The following is an 18,569-nucleotide window of genomic DNA, read 5'->3' as shown; positions in this document are numbered from 1 at the left end:
AAACATCAGAAAAATCAGATGTTTCGACGATGGGGATTATAGTGTCCGACTTGGCGGAATAAAACCCTATAACCCCGAAACCTCCTGAGGAAATTCAGTATTTGTGCGTATTGTCCGGTTCTTTTTGCCCCTCCTACCACATGGGTTGCATAATCTGGCGGGCCTGTTCACCTGTCGCGATCTTCCGCCCCATCAGGATCGAACCATCATGTGCCTGGGCAATAAGATCAGCATTGTTCGAAGCAGGCGATCCGTCAACCCTAAGGTGATTATTTTCAAATCCGATACGCGCATGCCCACCCAGTCCAGCACCCGTCAGAATGCAGGCGTTTTCATAAGGCCCAAATGCACACAGCATCCATTCCGAGACATACGAACTGGCCCCGATAAATGGCAAAAGTTCGAAGGGTTGCGACACCTGCCCTGCGGTGTAGCGCCCCAGCACGAACAAGACTGGAAATTTGTCGCCAGGCAGAACGCCGATTTCAACAAGCTGATTGAAGCGCGAAATATCTTCGGGCGCATACAAGATCAGTTGCGGCGCGATTTTGGCTTCGCGCATAAATTCGAAAAACGATTTGAGCGCATTGAGGTCCGCATCGACGGGTGCAATTTCACGTACAGCGATTGATACCGCTTCTGGCAGCAGGTTTCTGATCATTTCCATCTGCTGCTGGGCTGTGTAGATGCCAACCGCCTCGGTCGTGACCTGCAACAGCATATCGTCCCCAACCGATGATCTGACCTCGGCCAGCATTTCGCGATAACGACCAACATCCAAACTGTGTTTCTGATCCTCATCGCGGACATGCAGATGCATCATCGATGCACCGGCGGCCTTGCATTCCAAAGCCGTCCTTGCGACTTCGGCTGGTGTGATCGGAATGTTTGGCAAATCCGCCTTTGTCTTGCGCGCACCATTTGGGGCGGAGGCAATCAGAAACGGTTTGTCACCATATCCCATCACGCCAGTCCCTCGGCCTTAAAGACGTCATCAAGCGCACCGGAAAACAGATCGACGATCTTGGCGACATCGTTTTCATCAATGATGAAGGCCGGGGCAAACAACACATGGTCACCGCGAACGCCATCAATAGTGCCCCCCATCGGATAGGCCATCAGACCGCGTGCAAAGGCCGCCTTCTTGATCTTGGCATTGATTTTAAGGACCGGGTCAAACGGGTCCTTGGTTTCACGGTCCGCGACAAGCTCCACCCCGCGAAACAGGCCGCGTCCGCGGATATCACCAACAAACGGATGCTGGCCCAGTTTTGCCTCAAGTGCCGCGACAAGGTTTTCCCCCTGTTTGACGACATTGGCCAAAAGGTTGCGTTCCTTGATGGCGCGTTGGGTCGCAAGTGCAGCCGCACAGGCGGTTGCATGCCCCTGATACGTGTGACCGTGCTGGAAGAAACCCGATCCATTGGCAATCGCATCGTTGATTTTCTTTGACACAAGCACCGCACCAATCGGCTGGTAACCTGCACCCAGTCCCTTGGCGATGGTTTGCAGATCGCCAGAAATGCCTTCCTGCTCAATCGCGTGCAGGGTGCCGGTGCGGCCCATGCCGCACATGACCTCATCAAGGATCAGCAACACACCATATTGGTCGCAAATATCGCGCACGCGTTTGAAGTAACCTGGCACTGGCGCCAGCGCACCGGCCGTTGCCCCGACAACCGGCTCGGCGACAAATGCCGCCACGCTTTCCGCCCCAAGCTCAAGGATCGCGGTTTCCAGTTCATTGGCAACGCGCAGGCCATAAGCCTCTGGTGTTTCGTCATCACGCTGGTCACGATACTGATAAACAGGTGCGATGTGACTTGCGGTGATCAGAAGCGGTTCGAACTGTTTGCGCCGCCACATATTGCCACCAACCGACAACGCGCCAAGTGTATTGCCGTGATAGGATTGGCGACGGGCGATAACGTATTTACGGTCCGGCTGCCCGATTTCCAGAAAGTACTGGCGCGCCATTTTAAGCGCTGCTTCGGTGGCCTCCGACCCGCCAGACACAAAATAGACCTTGTCGATGCCTTCGGGTGCCGATGCGACCAGTTCATCGGCGAGTTCTTCCATCGCGTCGGATGAAAAGAACCCGGAATGAGCATAGGCGATCTGATCAATCTGCGCATGCATGGCAGCACGGACATCCGGATCGGAATGCCCAAGGCATGACACGGCCGCCCCACCGCAAGCATCAAGATAACTCTTCCCGTTCTGGTCAAAAATATAGATCCCCTCGCCCCTGACGGCGCGCGGCGGAATGGATGTGCTCGTGCGGTGCAGAACACGGGTTCCGGCATTCGGGGCCGGGACAGAGGATTGGGCAGAGTTTGACGCGTTGGTCATGATCGAGCGTTCCGTAAAGTGCCTAGTCTTCGAGATATGTGTCAAAGACAGCGAGTTGTTCTTCTGCAGCGGCAATCCGTTGCAAGGCCTTGGGGCCGCCCCGCGCGACCAGCAGGGCAACAAGTGCCTGCATCACGGAAAGGGCGGCGGTAAAACTTTGGAAAAACGACTGCGAGGTGTCACGCACCACAAGTTTACTGTGGGCATCCATCGCAATCGGTGAAACATCAGAGTCTGTTACGGCGATGACCGGGCAATGCTGGGACCGGGCAAACTCAACTGCACGCACCGTATCGCGGATATAGGGTTTTGCCCCGACAGCAATCATGATGTCACGTCGCCCGATACCGCGCAGTTCATCGCCAAAGGTACCGGAATGGCCATCAACCAAGACGCCATTGTCGCAAAACAGCCGATAGGCATAAGCAAACTGGAACGCGGCCGGATATGCCGCCCCCCGACCGACGATGAAGACCTGACGGGCGTTTTCGATCGCCTCGCAGGTCGCAATCATGCGTGACACAAGATCCGGCGCGTAAGCGTCGCTGATATTGTCGATTTCGGTGCGACAAATGCTTTCAAGAAGATGCTGGTCCCGGTCGACATCGTTATCAGTCTTTTGCGTTTCGCGCGCGCGGCGGGCGTAGCTTGCGGGCTGATCAAGCAACCGGCTTTGATAATGATCCCGGAAATCCTGCCAGGTTTCGACGCCAATCGCAGTCATCAGACGGGTGATTGTGCTCGGCGGGACATCTGCGGCACCGGCCAGTGCCCGCATGGAACGCAGGGCGACATCATTTGGATGATCCAGGATATAGCGCGCGGCCTTTTGCATTTGCGGACTAAGCTTTGCGTAGTCCGAAATCAGCTTTTCACGCAGATCAGTTTGCAAACCCATCACCCGAATATCCATGCCCTGTCAGGAAGACCAAGATTACGCCACAGGCTGCCGCAACACACAACACATGTTTCAAAAATAACGACATACGAAACATATGTTTCGCATCTCTGTTTCATCTTTGGGACCGGGACATTCGGTGTGACGCCTAAAAAACATGGACTTATTAGAAAAAACTGTAAAAATAACTGGACTCACAAATGAAACCCTTGCGTTTCATACGGTAAATTCAAATGTGCCCTTTGGTGGAAACCGGGGCGCCGAATCGGTCGATGTCCAATGGAAACGAAGATCATCGAGGCCCTTAATCAGGCACAGACAGGCATTGCGCTGTTTGATGCAGACGAACGGATTGTCTTTGCCAATCCGGCGTGGGAACAATTGATCTCCGGAATTGCCGAGGAAGACCTGATCTTCAATGAGACCGAACTTGCCGATGGCGGCATGATTTCGGTGTGCTTCGTCAAGCCGCAAGTCCCACAGTCCGAACGTCTTGAAACGGCCAGCTCTGCCAATGATGCCAAAATCGGCACCGTCATCATTGCCGATGACAGCGAAAGCAACCGCATGGTGGCACGCCGCATTCTGCAGGCCGAGGGATATGGCATTGTCGAGGCCAGCAACGGCCAGACGGTGCTAAACATGCTCAAGCGTGGGGTGAATGCCGACCTGATCCTGATGGATGTCGAAATGCCTGATATGGACGGGCTGCACACCACCCGCCGCATCCGCCATATGAGCGGGCCGGTTTCGCGCACGCCGATCATTGCACTGTCCGCCCATCAGTCGCGTGACTGGAATGTCATTGCCCGCCAGTCGGGTGTTGATGATTTCATCAACAAACCTATTCAGCGGCAAAAACTGATCAAAACCATGCAGGAACTGATCACCCGGCGCAGCGGCACCACAGGCGATCCGAACGCAGCCCAAAAACGCAGCAAGGGGGCACGGATCGGTCGTCCGTACCGTCCGGAATCCCTGACCAGTCCGGTTCTTGATGTGCGTATTCTGGAACAACTTTACACCGATGCCGGGGACGAAGGTGCGGGATGCGGTATTGAGATTTTCATCAATGAAACGGAATCCCGTCTGGTCAAGATCGACAAGGCTCTGTCAGAGGATGACATGACCACGGTGCGCAACGAAGTTCATGCGCTTAAAAGTACGTCCGGTACCTTTGGACTGCGCCAGCTTTCCGAACTTTGCGAAACCACCCAATCCGTCTTCGAAGACAATGATCCGGATGAAGACCGCCTGCTGTCACTCTCGCGCCAAGTGGTACAACTGGCCCCGACGGCCCTGACTGCACTCAATCTGTATCGCAGATCACGCAGTATCAGCAGCGCACCCCATATCTGATCCATCCAGTTCAAGCCAGATTTGCCAGACCATCAGCGCCCAGATACTAAGCGCCATATCCAGATCTTTGCCCGAAACGGCGCGCTTCCAATATGCCGTCTTGTGATCGTGCGTAATCGCGACATCAGCAAAGATCGCCTCAAGAATTCGGTTCTCATCCCCCCACAGATATCGGGCAACACCCAACAGCCACGTTGCTACAGGCGGATTAAATCCGATCTTGTGGTTTTGAACATGCCCCGCTGGCAGGTAGGGGGTAATGGCTCTGCGCCACAGGGATTTTGGACCATGTTTCAGGTGTTGCTTCGCGGTAACTGACGCCGCGATGCGCACAACATCATGCCCCAAAAGCGGTAAGCGATATTCAAGCCCATGCGCCATCCCGCAACGATCCGACATCAAAAGCTGGTTGTCCGGAAGCGTCACATCGCGATCAAAATCCATCATCGCGTCTGTCAGGCTGCCGCGCAAATCAGGATGCTGCGCAATTCTGGCGTCGCATTCGGGTATCACACACCGGTTGTTCCAAACGGCAAAGGCATGATTGCGCGCCCCTGAACCGCCAGCAAGAAAGCGATGGATTTCCCGTCGACTGCCCGCGCCATACATCTTTGCCGTCAGTCGCCGCAAAGGTCTTGGCACATGGTGCCAATATGTCTCGTAAAGCTGTGCGGCCCGATATCGTGGATAACCACCAAACAGCTCATCCCCACCATCACCTGACAGACATACTTTGACATCTGCGCTCACCGCTTTTGCAAGGCATCGCATCAGGACAATCGACGCATTGGCAAAGGGCCCGCCGACACTTTTCAAGGCCGCCACAAGCTCCTGATAGATGTCGTCTGGCTGCGTCGGGGCTGCAACGACATGTAGTTCTTGCCCGAGATGCCGACAGAGTTTTTGCGCAGCTTCCGTTTCATCAAGGGCCGGATCATCAAACCCCATCACGAATGCCTTGGGCGCAGTCTGCCCGCGTTCGCGCGCAATATCGCACGCCAATGCCGAGACGCCCGCACTATCCAGCCCCCCCGAAACCAGACATCCCACTTCGCAATCCGCATCCATCGCATCGGCAACCGATTGACGGACAGCAGACAATAGGTCGCCCGCCGTCGGCATCTGCCCGGCCTTGTCGGCCCGATATGCCGGGCACGTGATGTGGCCTGTAGAAACCTCGCCCGCCTGCCAGCGCATGAGCATACCGGGCGGAAGAAGTTTTATGGCCTCTTTCCCGGTGTTCGTTGCAGGCACAAACAGATGGGCAAGATATGTAGGCTTGATGCCCTGATCACGTACAAGCGGGGCAATTACAGAAAACGCAGATATCTCTGACGCAAAGGCAATATGACCGCCTGGACGGCTCAAAACATAGAGCGGTTTAATCCCCAGCGGATCACGCGCCAGCCACAGACAGGATCGCGCCACATCCCACAAGGCAAGCGCATATTGCCCCGACAAGGTTTGGAGCACCTGTGCAGGATCACTTCCCCGCCGGATTGCGTCGGACATCAATTGCAGAACAAGTTCCGCATCATTCCGGGTTTCGAATGTCAGGCCGTCGCGGGTTGCCGCCTGCATCCTCGGCCGATGTCCCGCGATATAACCGTTGAAAACCAGAACAAATCGCCCGTCCGTGCTCACAAGTGGCTGGTTAGCCTGCCCCGTCAGATCGGTGGTGGCAAGGCGTACGCAGCCAAGGGCGATCTTTCTATTTGGGTCTAACCAGACACCCGAGCCGTCCGGCCCCCGATGGGCAAGACGTTGGAGCATCGCATCGACGGCACGGTGATCGTCTGGTTGGGTTGAGCCCGCAATGCCACACATGGATGCCCTGCTTAATTCTGGTCGCTGAGGCTTTCAGGATCGGACGGTTCAACTTCGCCCGCGCCCCCTGCCAACCGTTTTTGCAGGTCGCGCAGGACAAACAGCCGCAAGGCACTCGACAAGTTGCCTTCGCGGTCGGTATCAATTTCGACAACCAGTTCAGCCAATGTCATGGCGCGACGCTGTGCAATACCGACCAGTTCTTCCCAGAAGGCATCTTCAAGCGAAAAACTCGTCCGGTGACCGGCAATTGTCACTGATCTTTTACGAACGGCATCTTCCATCGGTGTTTAAATCTTTAATTCCGGCGCAAAAACGACCATGATTTCAAAAGCTTTCCGCTATGATAGGCCATCGACATGAAATTCATACATCTTTCCGACCTTCATATTCTGGCGCGAAATGATGTGTCGCGCCTGCCCGATGCGGCCGCGACGCTCCGCAAGGTCATTGACGAGGTGAACACCTATCACAGCGACGCGGAAATCTGCATCATCACCGGCGACATCACCCACCGCGGCACACCGGAACAGTATGAAAATGCTGTCGATATTTTATCTGATCTTGCCATTCCCTATCTGATCATTCCGGGCAATCACGATATCCGCGAAGCATTTTGTGATGCCTTTCCGACAACCGAAACCGACACCCACGGCTTTGTCAATTTCGGGCAAACCTTCAACGGTGTGCGTTTTGTCATGATGGACAGCATCGTTCCCGGCCACCATCACGGCACGCTTTGTGCGCAACGCCTTGACTGGCTGCGCGATGAATTGACGGCATACAGGGACACGCCGACCTTCCTGTTCATGCATCATCCGCCGATGGCAATGGGCCTGCCGTTTATGGATACCATTCGCCTTGATGCCGAAGACGCACTTGGCGAAATCGTATCAAGCAACACGCAGATCAAACATCTGTTCTTTGGCCATCTGCATCGCCCGGCGACAGGTACCTGGCTGGGCGTGCCGTTTGTTTTGGGCAACAGCACCCAGTCGGGCGAGCCACTTGATTTCCGCCATGAGAAAGAAGAAGAGCTTCAGGATCCCAATCCGCTAGGGCCGGGCTATGGCATTGCCTTTGCCGATGCCAAGGGCGGGCTTCGTTATCACTTCAATTTCGTGAAGTTCGATATGCAATTGTGATCAGGCGGCGTGACTGGCCTGATCCCATTCCGCCAGAACCACCGGATCGCTTTCGATTTTGGCGTGAATGTCCTTGAGGCTGGCAAACTCAGCAGCACTCATCAATTGCGACAGCGCCCAGACCGCACTGGCACGGATCAATGCACTTTCATCTGACAGCAGATTTTCAATGCGCGGGATCAGGCGCGGTGCCTTGCTATTGCCTGCCGCAATCAGAACATTGCGCAGGAACTTCGCCCGCCCAATGCGCTTGATCGGCGATCCGGTAAAGAACGCGCGAAATCCTGCGTCATCCAGATCAAGGAAATCCGCCAATCTTGGTGCCGTCAGTTCGACGCGCGGAATAAAGGCCAGTTCTTCGGTCCGGCTGGCAAACTTGTTCCACGGGCACACGGCCAGACAATCATCACAGCCATAAATGCGATTGCCCATGGGTTTGCGAAATTCCAGCGGGATCGGCCCGTCATGCTCGATCGTCAGATACGAAATGCATTTACGCGCATCAAGCTTATAGGGGGCTGGAAAGGCATCGGTCGGACAGGCCGACAGGCATTTGGCGCACGACCCGCAATGATCGATTTCCGGTTCCGCTTCCGGCAGGTCAAGGGTCGTAAAAATCTCGCCCAGAAACAGCCAACTGCCAAATTCCCGCGACACAAGATTGGTGTGCTTTCCCTGCCACCCGATCCCGGATGCCTGCCCCAACGGCTTTTCCAGAACCGGCGCGGTATCGACGAAAACCTTGACCTGTTCCACCCCGCCCGACTGTTCAACAACCCAGCGTGCCAACTGCTTAAGGCGCTTTTTGATCAGGTCGTGATAATCCTTGTTCTTGGCATAAACCGAAATCATCGCCCTGTCGGGGTGATCCAGCAGTGCCATCGGGTTTTCTGCCGGACCATAATTACTGCCAAGGACAATCACTGATTTGACATCGGGCCACAGCATTTCCGGATCGCGCCGACGCGGCAGGCGTTCAGGATCATTCATCCACGCCATAGAACCGTATTCACCACCCGCGACAAATTCATCAAGACGTTGCTGATTGCGCGCATCAATCTTTGGACGCGCCACACCACAGACATCAAAGCCGATTTCACGGGCTTTGGCCTGAAGCATTTCAAACGTGATGTTTTGGCGCGTTTTCGTCGTCATGGCACGGGTCGGGCTTGTCTTGTTTCGCGGCCTCTCTCTGCTGCCTTATATAATCATCCGCCCAAAACGCAAAAGGCCGCAGCAAAAAGCTGCGGCCTTGTCGAACCCAGTCTGGCAGGAATTACCAGTTATAGGTCAAATTAGCGATCACACGTCTTCCATCACCGATGTAGCAGCGATATTGCGAGCAATTGGTAATGTACTGATCGTCAAACAGGTTTGTCGCATTCACACCCAAAGCCCAGTTCGGATCGATTTGGTAGTTCAGCGAAGCATCAAAGAGTGCGAAGGAATCTGCACGATAGAGATTTGCTTCATCACTGTAATAACCGCCATTGTATCTCACACCAGAGCCGATACTCAGCCCATTAAGAGCCCCTTGATCAAAGCTGTATTTCGCCCAAAGAGATGCCATGTGCTTTGGCGCATAAGGCGCATAGTTGCCACTATTTCCCTTTTCGCTCTCGGTAATTTCGGCCTTTGTAAACGCATATGAAGCGACCAAATCAAGTGCATCGGTTGCAGCAACCTTTGCTTCGAGCTCAAGCCCACGCGAACGCACTTCTTCACTCTGAACGTAAGCCAAAGCCGCACTATCGTATGTCACAACGTTGGTTTTGGTGAGCTGGAAGAGCGACGCAGTGAACAACGCATCCATCTGAGCAGGCTGGTATTTCAAGCCCAACTCATACTGATCAGACTCTTCAGGATCGAATGTCTGGCCGTTGACATCAACATTGTTGTTGATGTTAAAGCCCTGAGAATAGCTGACATATGGTACCAAACCGTTCTCGAACTCGTAACTTATCGCGGCTTGGCCCGTAAACGCATCCTCTGTGTTTTCGGACACTACGCCCGTCTGATTGTATTCCATCTTCCGGTACGCGTTTGAATACCGACCGCCAAGACTTACGAGCCAATGATCATTCAACCGCATTTGATCTTGGGCATAAAAACCATATTCAATGTTGGTTTGGTCAAAGTCATACTCGCTCTTGAACGTACCCGTGAAGGCGTTTGTGCCCGCATATACCGGATTGGAGATATTCAGACTTGAAACCGTATAATCCTCTCCGCCATAGCGGAGCTCGTTGATTTCATATTCACCATCGACCCCCATCAAGATCGTGTGTTCGACTTCGCCGACTTCCAAGTCCGCTTGGACTTGGTTATCAACGACCACACCGCGAACCTCATTGTCTGTATAGTTTACATAGCGATCAATATTGTTGCCATTGCGCCGCCAACCAAACACGCCGCCGGCTTCTACATCAAGGCTGGAGTAGCGGGTTTTCTGGCGTACTTGCCACGTATCGTTGATCCGGTGATCAAGCTCAATGCCTGCGGTAAATTGGTCGTTATTGTAATACTCGAAGCCAGGCTCACCTGGCATGAACCCAACATTGTTGCCTTGGGCATCAACAAAGACGTAGTTCCCACCGCGTTCATCACGGGTATAGTCCGTCATGATGGTAAGCTTGGTGTCGTCATTTGGCTGCAACAGGAAGGACGGCGCGATATACAAGCGATCCTTGTCAACTTCATCACCATTGGCCAAGTCATATTCATAGTTCCCATGACTTGCCAAACCAACCAACCGGAACATGGCCGATTGGTCTTCAATCATTGCACCACCGATATCAAATGCTCCGGAGACGTGATTCCAGTCACCGTATTCCAGCCTAACTTCCTGTTTTTGATCAGGGTGCGGGCGCTTGGTTGTGCTGTTAACGATCCCGCCGACATTGGCCTGACCATACAATGTGTTGCTTGATCCCTTCAGAATATCAACACGTTCCAGTCCATACGCTTCAGCAGCATAAAGCGCCTGGTTCCCGCCAGAGACACGCAGACCATCACGAAACTCCCCTGTTTCGTAGTTCGTAAATCCCCGCATGTAGAAGCTGTCGTAACCGCGGGGATCCTTACCATAGGCCTCACCGAAAACACCGGCGGTATAGCGTGTCGCTTCAAACAGCGTTGCAGCACCACGGTCTGTCATTTCATCGCGGGTTACAACGGAAATGGATTGGGGGGCCTCGACAATAGATGTCCCTGTTTTGGTGGCGGTATTGGTGGTTGTCGCAATATAACCCTCAACCGGTGAGGTAGGGTCAGCCACCAGGGCGGATGCTTGCACGTGGATCGTATCCAGTACCCCTTCGCCATTGGCAGACAGCTTTTCGATGGTCACTGTACCACCATCTGTGTAACGCCATGTGTATCCAGAACCACGTAGTAATGTCGTGAGTGCTGCGTCGACAGGCATTTCCCCCTGAAGTTCTGACGCTTCAAGGCCACCAAGCCCTTCTGACGGGAAGAACAGTTTGAGGTTGGCCTGATCCGCCAGACTGGTCAGGGCGCGGTCAAGGCTTTGGGCCGGGATATCAACTGTGACCATGCTCGACTGGGCAACTTCGACACCACTGGCCGTATCGGTCGCAATATTGCTGGCTTCTGCCTGCCATGGGCTTAGCAGGGCCGAGCCGGAAATGAGTGTGGTTGCAACAAGCCTGCGCATCCAAAGACTGCGCGCTCCCCCATGACAACGATCAAACGACGCACCGAAAGTCGTTTTCGTCATCGCATTTACTGAATTCATCATAAGGCCTTCTGGTTAGATTCCCCCATTGCGAATGATATTCAGAACCGAAATCATTCGCGTTTGACCTTAAGACGATCTCACCCAACGTGACTTGCACCAGATTTTTCAATTTTTTTGAAAATTGCCGGGAAACCGGGACTTTGCGGTTAGTAGATTACCGTCAGGAGCGGCAACTCAAGGACGTGCGCACCGGTAGTTTGTTCGATGGATTGCAGTAAATCATCAAGTCGGGCGATCTCAAATACCCCGGTGACTTTCATATCGCGCAGCCCATCACGTGCGACAACAATCCTTTCGGAGGTATGACGCTGGGCTTCGGCAATCACCGTACCCAGTGGCTGGCTGTTAAAGATCAGCTTGCCGCGCTGCCAACTGCCATAAGTTGCGATATCCACATCTGCGTTGATTTCCGGCGCCTGCCCGCTTTGATAGGCCGCTTGCTCCCCCGCGGACAGGCGAAGAGCCGGACCCGTGCCATTGCGGACTTCAACAATGCCTTCCTGCACAGTGACTTTGGTGCAGTCATTCTCGATGCGAACGCCATATACCGTGCCAACGGCCATGGCTTCGCCATCGAGGGCCGCAACGATAAAGGGATGATCGGCATCCTTTGCCACATCAAAGATGACCTCACCGGACATCAGATTAACGCGCCGAACATCACCGGAAAAATCAATCGAGAAGGCCGATGCCGTATTCATATGCGCAACAGAGCCATCGGGCAGTTCGATGCTCTGATACTGCCCCGTCTCGGTGACATAATCGGCATGATAGCGCGCCCATAAGTCGCCGACTTCAAGACCTGCAATCATAAGCATCAGCATCGCCGCAAAACCAGCGAATACGGATACAACCGGCCGACGGCGGATAAAGCCGCGCGACCGTGCCTGCGCCAATGGTTTCTTGGCTATAGCTGGTGCAATCGATGCACTTTGAGGATCAACCATATCGCGCCAATTAGCGTGCTGAGCCGTTTCGGTTTCGCCAAGTGCACCAAGCAGCCCTTCGGCATCGCGGGCAGCACATTCATGCGCCAAACTTTGGGCGCGCCAGATATCGAATTCATGAAACTCGGACGACGTGGCATCCCCGGAATGCAGACGCACCAGACGTTCGATGGCCTGATCGCTGAGCGCAATCATGTCATCGTCGTAGCCCTGCAGCACTGTGGCTTGGTCTGTGCTTATACCGGACGCCAAAACCTGTATCCCCGAATATCCATTGCGGCCACGCCTGAGACGCCGCCCCTGTTCATTAGACGAATAACCGCGATCAATTCCGCAACAAAATTTATCATTATTTTCTGTCCTCCGCCAAAAGGGCGTCACGGCAATGCTTTAGGGCACGCGCGATATATTTCGCGACCATGCTGTTCGACACACCCAGCCGATCAGCAATTTCACTATGTGACAGCCCATCAACACGAAACAGCAAAAGTGCCCGGCGCGGCTTATCCGGCAGTTCGGAAAGCGCATGATCAAGGATGTTAATCTGTTCGCGGGACAGGAAAATCTTTTCCGGCCCCGGCTGCGGATCATGAATTTCTGATTGCGCTTGATCCGTTTCCACATGTGCGGATATACGCCGTTCGCGGCGAATACGATCTATCGCAAGGTTCCCCGCCACGCGATAGATGTAGGCGCGCGGATTATCAATGGTTTCATCAAGCTCGGACGTTCCCGCAAGCCGGACATAGGTATCCTGCACAACATCGGCAGCACGTTCGGAATCCCCGTTCATCTTTCGGGTCAGAAACCGCAAAAGCTGTTCATAGTTTTCCTGAAAACTTGCAATCAAGATTGATGCGCTGCTGCGCGCCATTTGATGTCCGACCATTGGTTGCCAAGAGGCAGGCTAATGCCTGATGGCAATCGAATAACAGCTATCTCAGATCATGACAATGAGAATAATTCGCAAAAATGAACCCTATCTGAACCTTCAGTGACAGCCAAAAAAAAAGACTGCCGAGAGATACCGTACGGTCTTTTCAGTAGATTTATGAATGCCTTGCCGCCTGTCTTGGCGCTTAACCCCGCCCGCGATATGGGGCCACGCCCTGTTCGGGGATCCAGACACCTTCGGGTGCCGGGCCGGTCTGGTAGAACACGTCAATCGGAATGCCGCCGCGCGGATACCAGTATCCGCCGATACGCAGCCACTTCGGATCAAGGGTTTCGACAATCCGCTTGCCGACCTTGATCGTGCAATCTTCGTGGAACGATCCATGGTTGCGGAATGAGGTCAGGAAAAGCTTCAGCGACTTGCTTTCGACCAGCCAGTCACCGGGCACATAATCGATCACCAGATGGGCAAAGTCCGGCTGGCCGGTGATCGGGCAAAGCGATGTGAATTCCGGTGCGACAAACCGCACACAGTAATCGGTTCCGGCCTGCGGGTTTTGTACCCGTTCCAGAACCGCTTCGTCTGGCGATGCGGGCTGCTTAGTGTCGCCGCCCAGCATGGTCAGGTTGTCGTATATGGTTTGATCAGCCATGGTTTAGTCCTCGATAATCGGCACGGGATCGATATCCCCGCCTTCCTGTCCGGCATGGAAATCGCGCGCGAAGGCGTCCATGCGGCCTTCGGCAATCGCTTCGCGCATGCCACGCATCAAGTCCTGATAATAAGCAAGGTTATGCCAGGTTAGCAGAACCGCACCCAAAATCTCGCCGGCCTTGATCAGGTGATGCAAATAGGCACGCGAATATTTGGTACATGCCGGGCAACCACATTGATCATCCAGCGGACGATCATCATCACGATGACGACCGTTCTTAAGGTTCAGCGTCCCGCGATGGGTAAAGGCCTGTGCGTTGCGTCCGGACCGGGTCGGCAGCACGCAGTCAAACTGGTCAATGCCGCGCATCACTGCGCCGACAAGATCGGACGGCTTGCCAACCCCCATCAAATAGCGCGGCTTGTTGGTCGGCAGCATATCAACGCAGAAATCAAGCGTATCAAACATGATCTGCTGGCCTTCGCCAACTGCAAGTCCCCCAACCGAATGGCCCGGAAGATCAAGTTCTGCGAGCTTTTCGGAGCTTTCGCGACGCAGGCTCTCAAAAACGCTGCCCTGCTGAATACCATAAAGCGCATAGCCTTCGCGGTTAACAAACGCATCCTTGGACCGTTTTGCCCAGCGCATCGACATCTGCATGCTTTCACGCGCCTGCTGTTCGGTGGCCGGGAACGGTGTGCATTCATCGAACGCCATAGTGATGGTCGATCCCAGCAGATGCTGGATCTCCATCGAGCGTTCCGGCGTCAGGTTGAACTTGCGACCATCGATGTGGCTTTTGAAGGTGACGCCTTCTTCGGTGATCTTGCGCAGTTTTGCCAGCGACATCACCTGATACCCGCCGCTATCGGTCAGGATCGGTTTGTCCCAGTTCATGAATTTGTGCAGGCCACCCAAACGTGCGATGCGTTCGGCACCCGGACGCAGCATCAGGTGGTACGTATTGCCCAAAAGGATCTGCGCACCGGTATCAGCCACGTTTTCGGGCAGCATGCCCTTAACCGTGGCGGCCGTTCCCACCGGCATGAAAGTTGGCGTATCAATGACGCCGTGGGCGGTGTGAATGCGCCCCAACCGGGCCTTGCCATCCTGAGCAAGCAATTCATAGCGAAATTCGGTCATCGGTTTTTATGTCCGTGCATCAATTTTGTTGGCGCATTCAAGCAGGCTGCAATCGCCATAGGAATAAAAACGGTATTCGTTTTCGATGGCGTGGTTATAGGCCGCCTTCATCCGTTCAAACCCGGCAAAGGCCGACACCAGCATAAACAGGGTCGAACGCGGCAGGTGGAAGTTGGTCAGAAGCATATCCACTGCGCGGAATTTATAGCCCGGCGTGATAAAGATGTCGGTCTCTGCCTCGAACGGTTCAACCACCCCGTCTTCGCGGGCCGCACTTTCCAGCAAACGCAGCGACGTGGTCCCCACCGCAACCACACGCCCGCCATTAGCACGGGTTTCATTGATCAGATCGGCGATTTCCTTGCTGATCGATCCCCATTCGGCATGCATTTTGTGATCATCAGTATCATCGACCTTGACCGGCAGGAACGTGCCCGCCCCGACATGAAGCGTAATCGTGCGGCGATTGATCCCGCGCGCATCCAGATTGGCCAGAAGTTCCGGGGTAAAATGCAAACCCGCCGTCGGGGCTGCCACAGCACCATCCTTTTGCGCAAAGATCGTCTGATAATCGGATTTGTCCTGATCATCACCGCCCGCCTCGCGACGGATATAGGGCGGCAGCGGCATCACGCCGTATTTCTCGAGGGCCGCAATCAGGTCTGCACCGGATTTGTTAAAGCGCAGGGTAACTTCGCCGCCGTCCTTCTTGGCAAGGACCTCAGCTTCGAATTCGTCATTGACCTTGAAGATTTCCCCGATGCGCAGCTTCTTGGCCGGCTTCGCAAATGCCACCCAGGTGCCAAGGCCTTCCTGTTTATGCAGGGTAACCTCAACCTTGGCATCGCCACGTTTGCCAAACAGGCGGGCCGGGATCACGCGCGTATCATTGGATATCAGCAGATCACCGGGACGCAAAATATCTGGCAATTCGCGCACGATACGGTCCTGCATTCCTTCGCCTGACAAATCAAGCATACGGGCGGCATCACGCGGGTTGGCCGGATGCTCGGCAATGCGTTCGCGCGGCAATTCAAAATCGAACAGATCGACTTTCATGGATCAGGGAAATTCCGCTCAATTAAAAAACAAATGAAGGGGCGTGTTATGCGCCCCTTCAGAAGAAATCACAAGGCCACGGACGGCATATCTGATAAGCCCAGGCCTTGCATCAAACCGATATCAGCCGCGGGCCGGTTCCGCATCGTTGCGCGGTGTAATCACCGTCATCAAAAGACGGAACGGAGCCAGACAGGTCAGCGCCATGATCATCTTGGCTGCGAAATCACCCATCGCCCACGTATCCCACGGAAGACCCGTACCGGCAAACGCGATCGAGAAGAACAAGGCGGTATCAACCGCCGACCCGATGCCGGAAGACACCAGCGGTGCTTTCCACCAGCTTGCCCGGCGCAGTTTGTCAAACACGGTCACATCAAGCATCTGGGCAATCAGAAAAGCTGAACCCGATGCGATGGCAATACGCGTATCCGCAACGATCAGCGACAGAATAACCGCCAGCGCAAAACCGGCCAGCACAACAACCCGTGCCGCCGCCGCACCGCGGGCACGGTTGGTCAGGTCGGTAACAAGGAAAGCGACCGGATAGGTAAAGGCACCATAGGTCAGCCAGTCCGCCAGAACGCCGGGCAGCGGGTATTCGACCAGAATGTTCGATGCGACAACGGTCACCGCCATGGCGAGGACACCGAAAATGATCGCTTTCATCTGTTAGCCCTTCTCATCAAATGAACCCACGCATAACAAATCTCGCGGCCCACCATACTGGGCGACGATCACGAACGGATTCTGTGTAACTTTGGTGCGGCTGTTTACGCGCAGACCAAGGCCCGGTCAAGGAAAAACGGCGATCAGGAAAACCTGATCGCCGCTGCAGATCGCTGCAAGTCGCCCCGGGGAAAATGGGGCGCCGCGCCGCGAAACCATATTCGTTTTAAGTTACAGCATGATGCCGCGAATGGTGAAGAATAACAGGGCGCCGAGGAAGGCACCGGCCGGAACCGTCACCACCCAGGCGGTTGCAATCGTCACCGCATAACGACGACGCACCAGAAGGCGCTTGCGCATTTTCTTCTCGGCCTTTTCGGCTTCACTCGGATCAATCTGACGAAGCGCTTCGATATGTTCGTCGCCCTGTTCGTTTTCCGGACGATCCACCAACATAGGCGATGCGACCTTACGACGGCGATGCGACAGGCTTTCACGCAGGAAGCCAACCCCGAACACAGCACCAACCGCAATGTGGGTCGAACTCACCGGAAGACCCAGTGCAGATGCGAAAATCACCGTAAGGGCCGCCGACAATGCCACGGTATAGGCACGGATCGGATCAAGCTTGGTGATCTTTGAGCCAACCGTCTTGATCAGTTTCGGACCAAACAGGATCAGACCGGCAGAAATACCAAGCGCGCCAATGACCATCACCCAGATCGGGATCGGGGCCGAGGTCACAATCTGACCGCTATCAACACCGGAAACAATGGCGGCCAGTGGACCAATCGCGTTGGCAACATCGTTCGAGCCATGCGCAAAGGACAGCAAGGCTGCTGAGACGACAAGCGGGATGCGAAACAGCGATGCGATTTCCTTGCGACGGCCGGTCATGCTGGCCGAGGCACGGAAGACGGCCTTGCGGACCGGGATCACGGTCAGGAAGAACGCGGCAACACCAATGGCGATCACAACCGGTGTTTCGGCCTTCCAGATTTTCTTCACACCCTTCATCATCAGATACATCGTGAAGGCCGAGACCATGACACCGACCAAGATCGGAACCCACTTGCGCGCAGCAGTCACGCGGTCTTCGGTGTAAAGAATGCGGAATTTGATAAAGGCCAGGAACCCGGCAGCAATCAAACCACCCAGAACAGGCGAGATCACCCAACTTGCGGCGATTGTGCCCATGGTCGGCCAGTTCACCGCCCCAATGCCAACGGCGGCCATACCAGCCCCCATGACACCACCAACAATCGAATGCGTGGTTGAGACCGGCGCGCCAAACCAGGTGGCTAGGTTCAGCCAAAGGGCCGCAGCCAGAAGGGCTGCCATCATCGCCCAGACAAAGGTTTGGGCATCGGGCATTTGGGTCGGATCAATAATGCCGTTCTTGATCGTGCCGACAACATCGCCACCGGCAATGATCGCACCGGCGGCCTCGAATATGGCCGCAATCAAAAGGGCGCCAACCATGGTCAGCGCCTTGGAACCCACCGCCGGACCAACATTGTTGGCAACGTCGTTGGCCCCGATATTCAGCGCCATATAGCCACCGATAACGGCGGCGGCGATCAGGAAGCCACTTTGCGGCAGTCCGCCCATGTGAAAGGCGACAAACGCACTACAGGCAAGCAGGAAGACAAGTGCCAGACCAAGCTTCGCACTGATCGATGCTGTTTCACCCAGCCCCGCATCCATGCGTTTTTGCCACTTGAGATCCTTATCCAGAGCAGTTTTCTTTACCGACATAATCAACCGTTACCATCAAAGGGAATCGACGGGCGGATCATGTCGAAGCCGGACCTCTTTGTTAAGGTTTTTTTGCTGTTTTATGACGACCTTCGGATAAGT

16 protein-coding genes are annotated in these 18,569 nt (G+C 54.7%); 2 read left to right on the top strand and 14 right to left on the bottom strand.

Going from position 1 to position 18,569, the window contains the following annotated elements; genetic code table 11:
* Positions 1 to 133: 133 nt before the first annotated feature.
* From AUQ41_RS13620 to AUQ41_RS13610, 3 genes are read right to left on the bottom strand one after another with little or no spacing between them, the layout of a single operon-like run.
* Positions 134 to 964 (bottom strand): 3-keto-5-aminohexanoate cleavage protein, encoded by an 831-nt coding sequence (locus tag AUQ41_RS13620; RefSeq protein ID WP_063088879.1) that lies wholly within the window; start codon positions 962 to 964, stop codon positions 134 to 136.
* Positions 964 to 2,352 carry an aspartate aminotransferase family protein gene (locus AUQ41_RS13615; RefSeq protein WP_063088878.1) on the bottom strand — a complete coding sequence of 463 codons (1,389 nt, stop codon included), beginning with the start codon at positions 2,350 to 2,352 and terminating at the stop codon, positions 964 to 966. Before AUQ41_RS13615 ends, AUQ41_RS13620 begins: the two co-directional genes overlap by 1 nt.
* A 22-nt stretch (positions 2,353 to 2,374) precedes the next feature.
* Complete coding sequence (locus tag AUQ41_RS13610; RefSeq protein WP_063089034.1) at positions 2,375 to 3,250, bottom strand: MurR/RpiR family transcriptional regulator; 876 nt, start codon at positions 3,248 to 3,250, stop codon at positions 2,375 to 2,377.
* 279 nt (positions 3,251 to 3,529) lie between these two features.
* Here AUQ41_RS13610 and AUQ41_RS13605 point away from each other — a divergent pair, with 279 nt between their 5' ends.
* Positions 3,530 to 4,609 carry a response regulator gene (locus AUQ41_RS13605; protein WP_063088877.1) on the top strand — a complete coding sequence of 360 codons (1,080 nt, stop codon included), beginning with the start codon at positions 3,530 to 3,532 and terminating at the stop codon, positions 4,607 to 4,609.
* On the opposite strand, the gene asnB is transcribed toward AUQ41_RS13605, so the two are convergent.
* Complete coding sequence (asnB, locus tag AUQ41_RS13600; protein WP_063088876.1) at positions 4,577 to 6,436, bottom strand: asparagine synthase (glutamine-hydrolyzing); 1,860 nt, start codon at positions 6,434 to 6,436, stop codon at positions 4,577 to 4,579. The two genes, AUQ41_RS13605 and asnB, sit on opposite strands and share 33 nt — an antisense overlap.
* 11 nt (positions 6,437 to 6,447) lie before the next feature.
* Complete coding sequence (locus tag AUQ41_RS13595) at positions 6,448 to 6,720, bottom strand: ribbon-helix-helix domain-containing protein (protein ID WP_063088875.1); 273 nt, start codon at positions 6,718 to 6,720, stop codon at positions 6,448 to 6,450.
* A gap of 75 nt (positions 6,721 to 6,795) precedes the next feature.
* Between AUQ41_RS13595 and AUQ41_RS13590 the strand changes: the two genes are divergently transcribed.
* A complete protein-coding gene (locus AUQ41_RS13590) occupies positions 6,796 to 7,581 on the top strand; it encodes a phosphodiesterase (protein WP_063088874.1) in 786 nt (261 codons plus the stop codon).
* Here the strand turns inward: AUQ41_RS13590 and queG are convergent, their stop codons facing one another.
* The 9 genes from queG to AUQ41_RS13545 form a co-directional block, all read right to left on the bottom strand.
* Positions 7,582 to 8,736, bottom strand: a complete 1,155-nt coding sequence (gene queG / locus AUQ41_RS13585; protein WP_063088873.1) for a tRNA epoxyqueuosine(34) reductase QueG — start codon at positions 8,734 to 8,736, stop codon at positions 7,582 to 7,584. It lies immediately after the preceding gene.
* A 121-nt stretch (positions 8,737 to 8,857) separates the two neighbouring features.
* The gene (locus AUQ41_RS13580; protein WP_063088872.1) at positions 8,858 to 11,341 is read right to left on the bottom strand and encodes a TonB-dependent siderophore receptor; all 2,484 of its coding nucleotides are present in this window, start codon (positions 11,339 to 11,341) and stop codon (positions 8,858 to 8,860) included.
* A gap of 146 nt (positions 11,342 to 11,487) precedes the next feature.
* Positions 11,488 to 12,540, bottom strand: a complete 1,053-nt coding sequence (locus tag AUQ41_RS13575; RefSeq protein WP_143588656.1) for a FecR domain-containing protein — start codon at positions 12,538 to 12,540, stop codon at positions 11,488 to 11,490.
* Positions 12,541 to 12,637: 97 nt separating this feature from the next.
* On the bottom strand, positions 12,638 to 13,162 hold the full coding sequence (locus AUQ41_RS13570) for an RNA polymerase sigma factor (RefSeq protein WP_063089033.1): 525 nt from the start codon (positions 13,160 to 13,162) through the stop codon (positions 12,638 to 12,640).
* A gap of 205 nt (positions 13,163 to 13,367) precedes the next feature.
* Entirely contained in the window at positions 13,368 to 13,835 is a 468-nt protein-coding gene (gene queF / locus AUQ41_RS13565) for a preQ(1) synthase (protein WP_008889637.1), read from the bottom strand.
* A 3-nt stretch (positions 13,836 to 13,838) separates the two neighbouring features.
* Complete coding sequence (gene tgt / locus AUQ41_RS13560) at positions 13,839 to 14,981, bottom strand: tRNA guanosine(34) transglycosylase Tgt (RefSeq protein WP_063088870.1); 1,143 nt, start codon at positions 14,979 to 14,981, stop codon at positions 13,839 to 13,841.
* A gap of 6 nt (positions 14,982 to 14,987) precedes the next feature.
* On the bottom strand, positions 14,988 to 16,040 hold the full coding sequence (gene queA / locus AUQ41_RS13555; protein ID WP_063088869.1) for a tRNA preQ1(34) S-adenosylmethionine ribosyltransferase-isomerase QueA: 1,053 nt from the start codon (positions 16,038 to 16,040) through the stop codon (positions 14,988 to 14,990).
* Between the two features lie 123 nt (positions 16,041 to 16,163).
* A complete protein-coding gene (locus tag AUQ41_RS13550) occupies positions 16,164 to 16,709 on the bottom strand; it encodes a VUT family protein (RefSeq protein WP_063088868.1) in 546 nt (181 codons plus the stop codon).
* A 231-nt stretch (positions 16,710 to 16,940) separates the two neighbouring features.
* Positions 16,941 to 18,467 (bottom strand): inorganic phosphate transporter, encoded by a 1,527-nt coding sequence (locus tag AUQ41_RS13545; RefSeq protein ID WP_063088867.1) that lies wholly within the window; start codon positions 18,465 to 18,467, stop codon positions 16,941 to 16,943.
* Positions 18,468 to 18,569 lie beyond the last annotated feature (102 nt).

Origin of the sequence: Thalassospira sp. MCCC 1A02898, from assembly GCF_001618185.1 — a bacterium.
GTDB lineage: Bacteria > Pseudomonadota > Alphaproteobacteria > Rhodospirillales > Thalassospiraceae > Thalassospira > Thalassospira tepidiphila.
The sequence above is the reverse complement of the archived record's forward strand: the minus strand, read 5'-3'. Positions and strand labels throughout refer to the sequence as shown.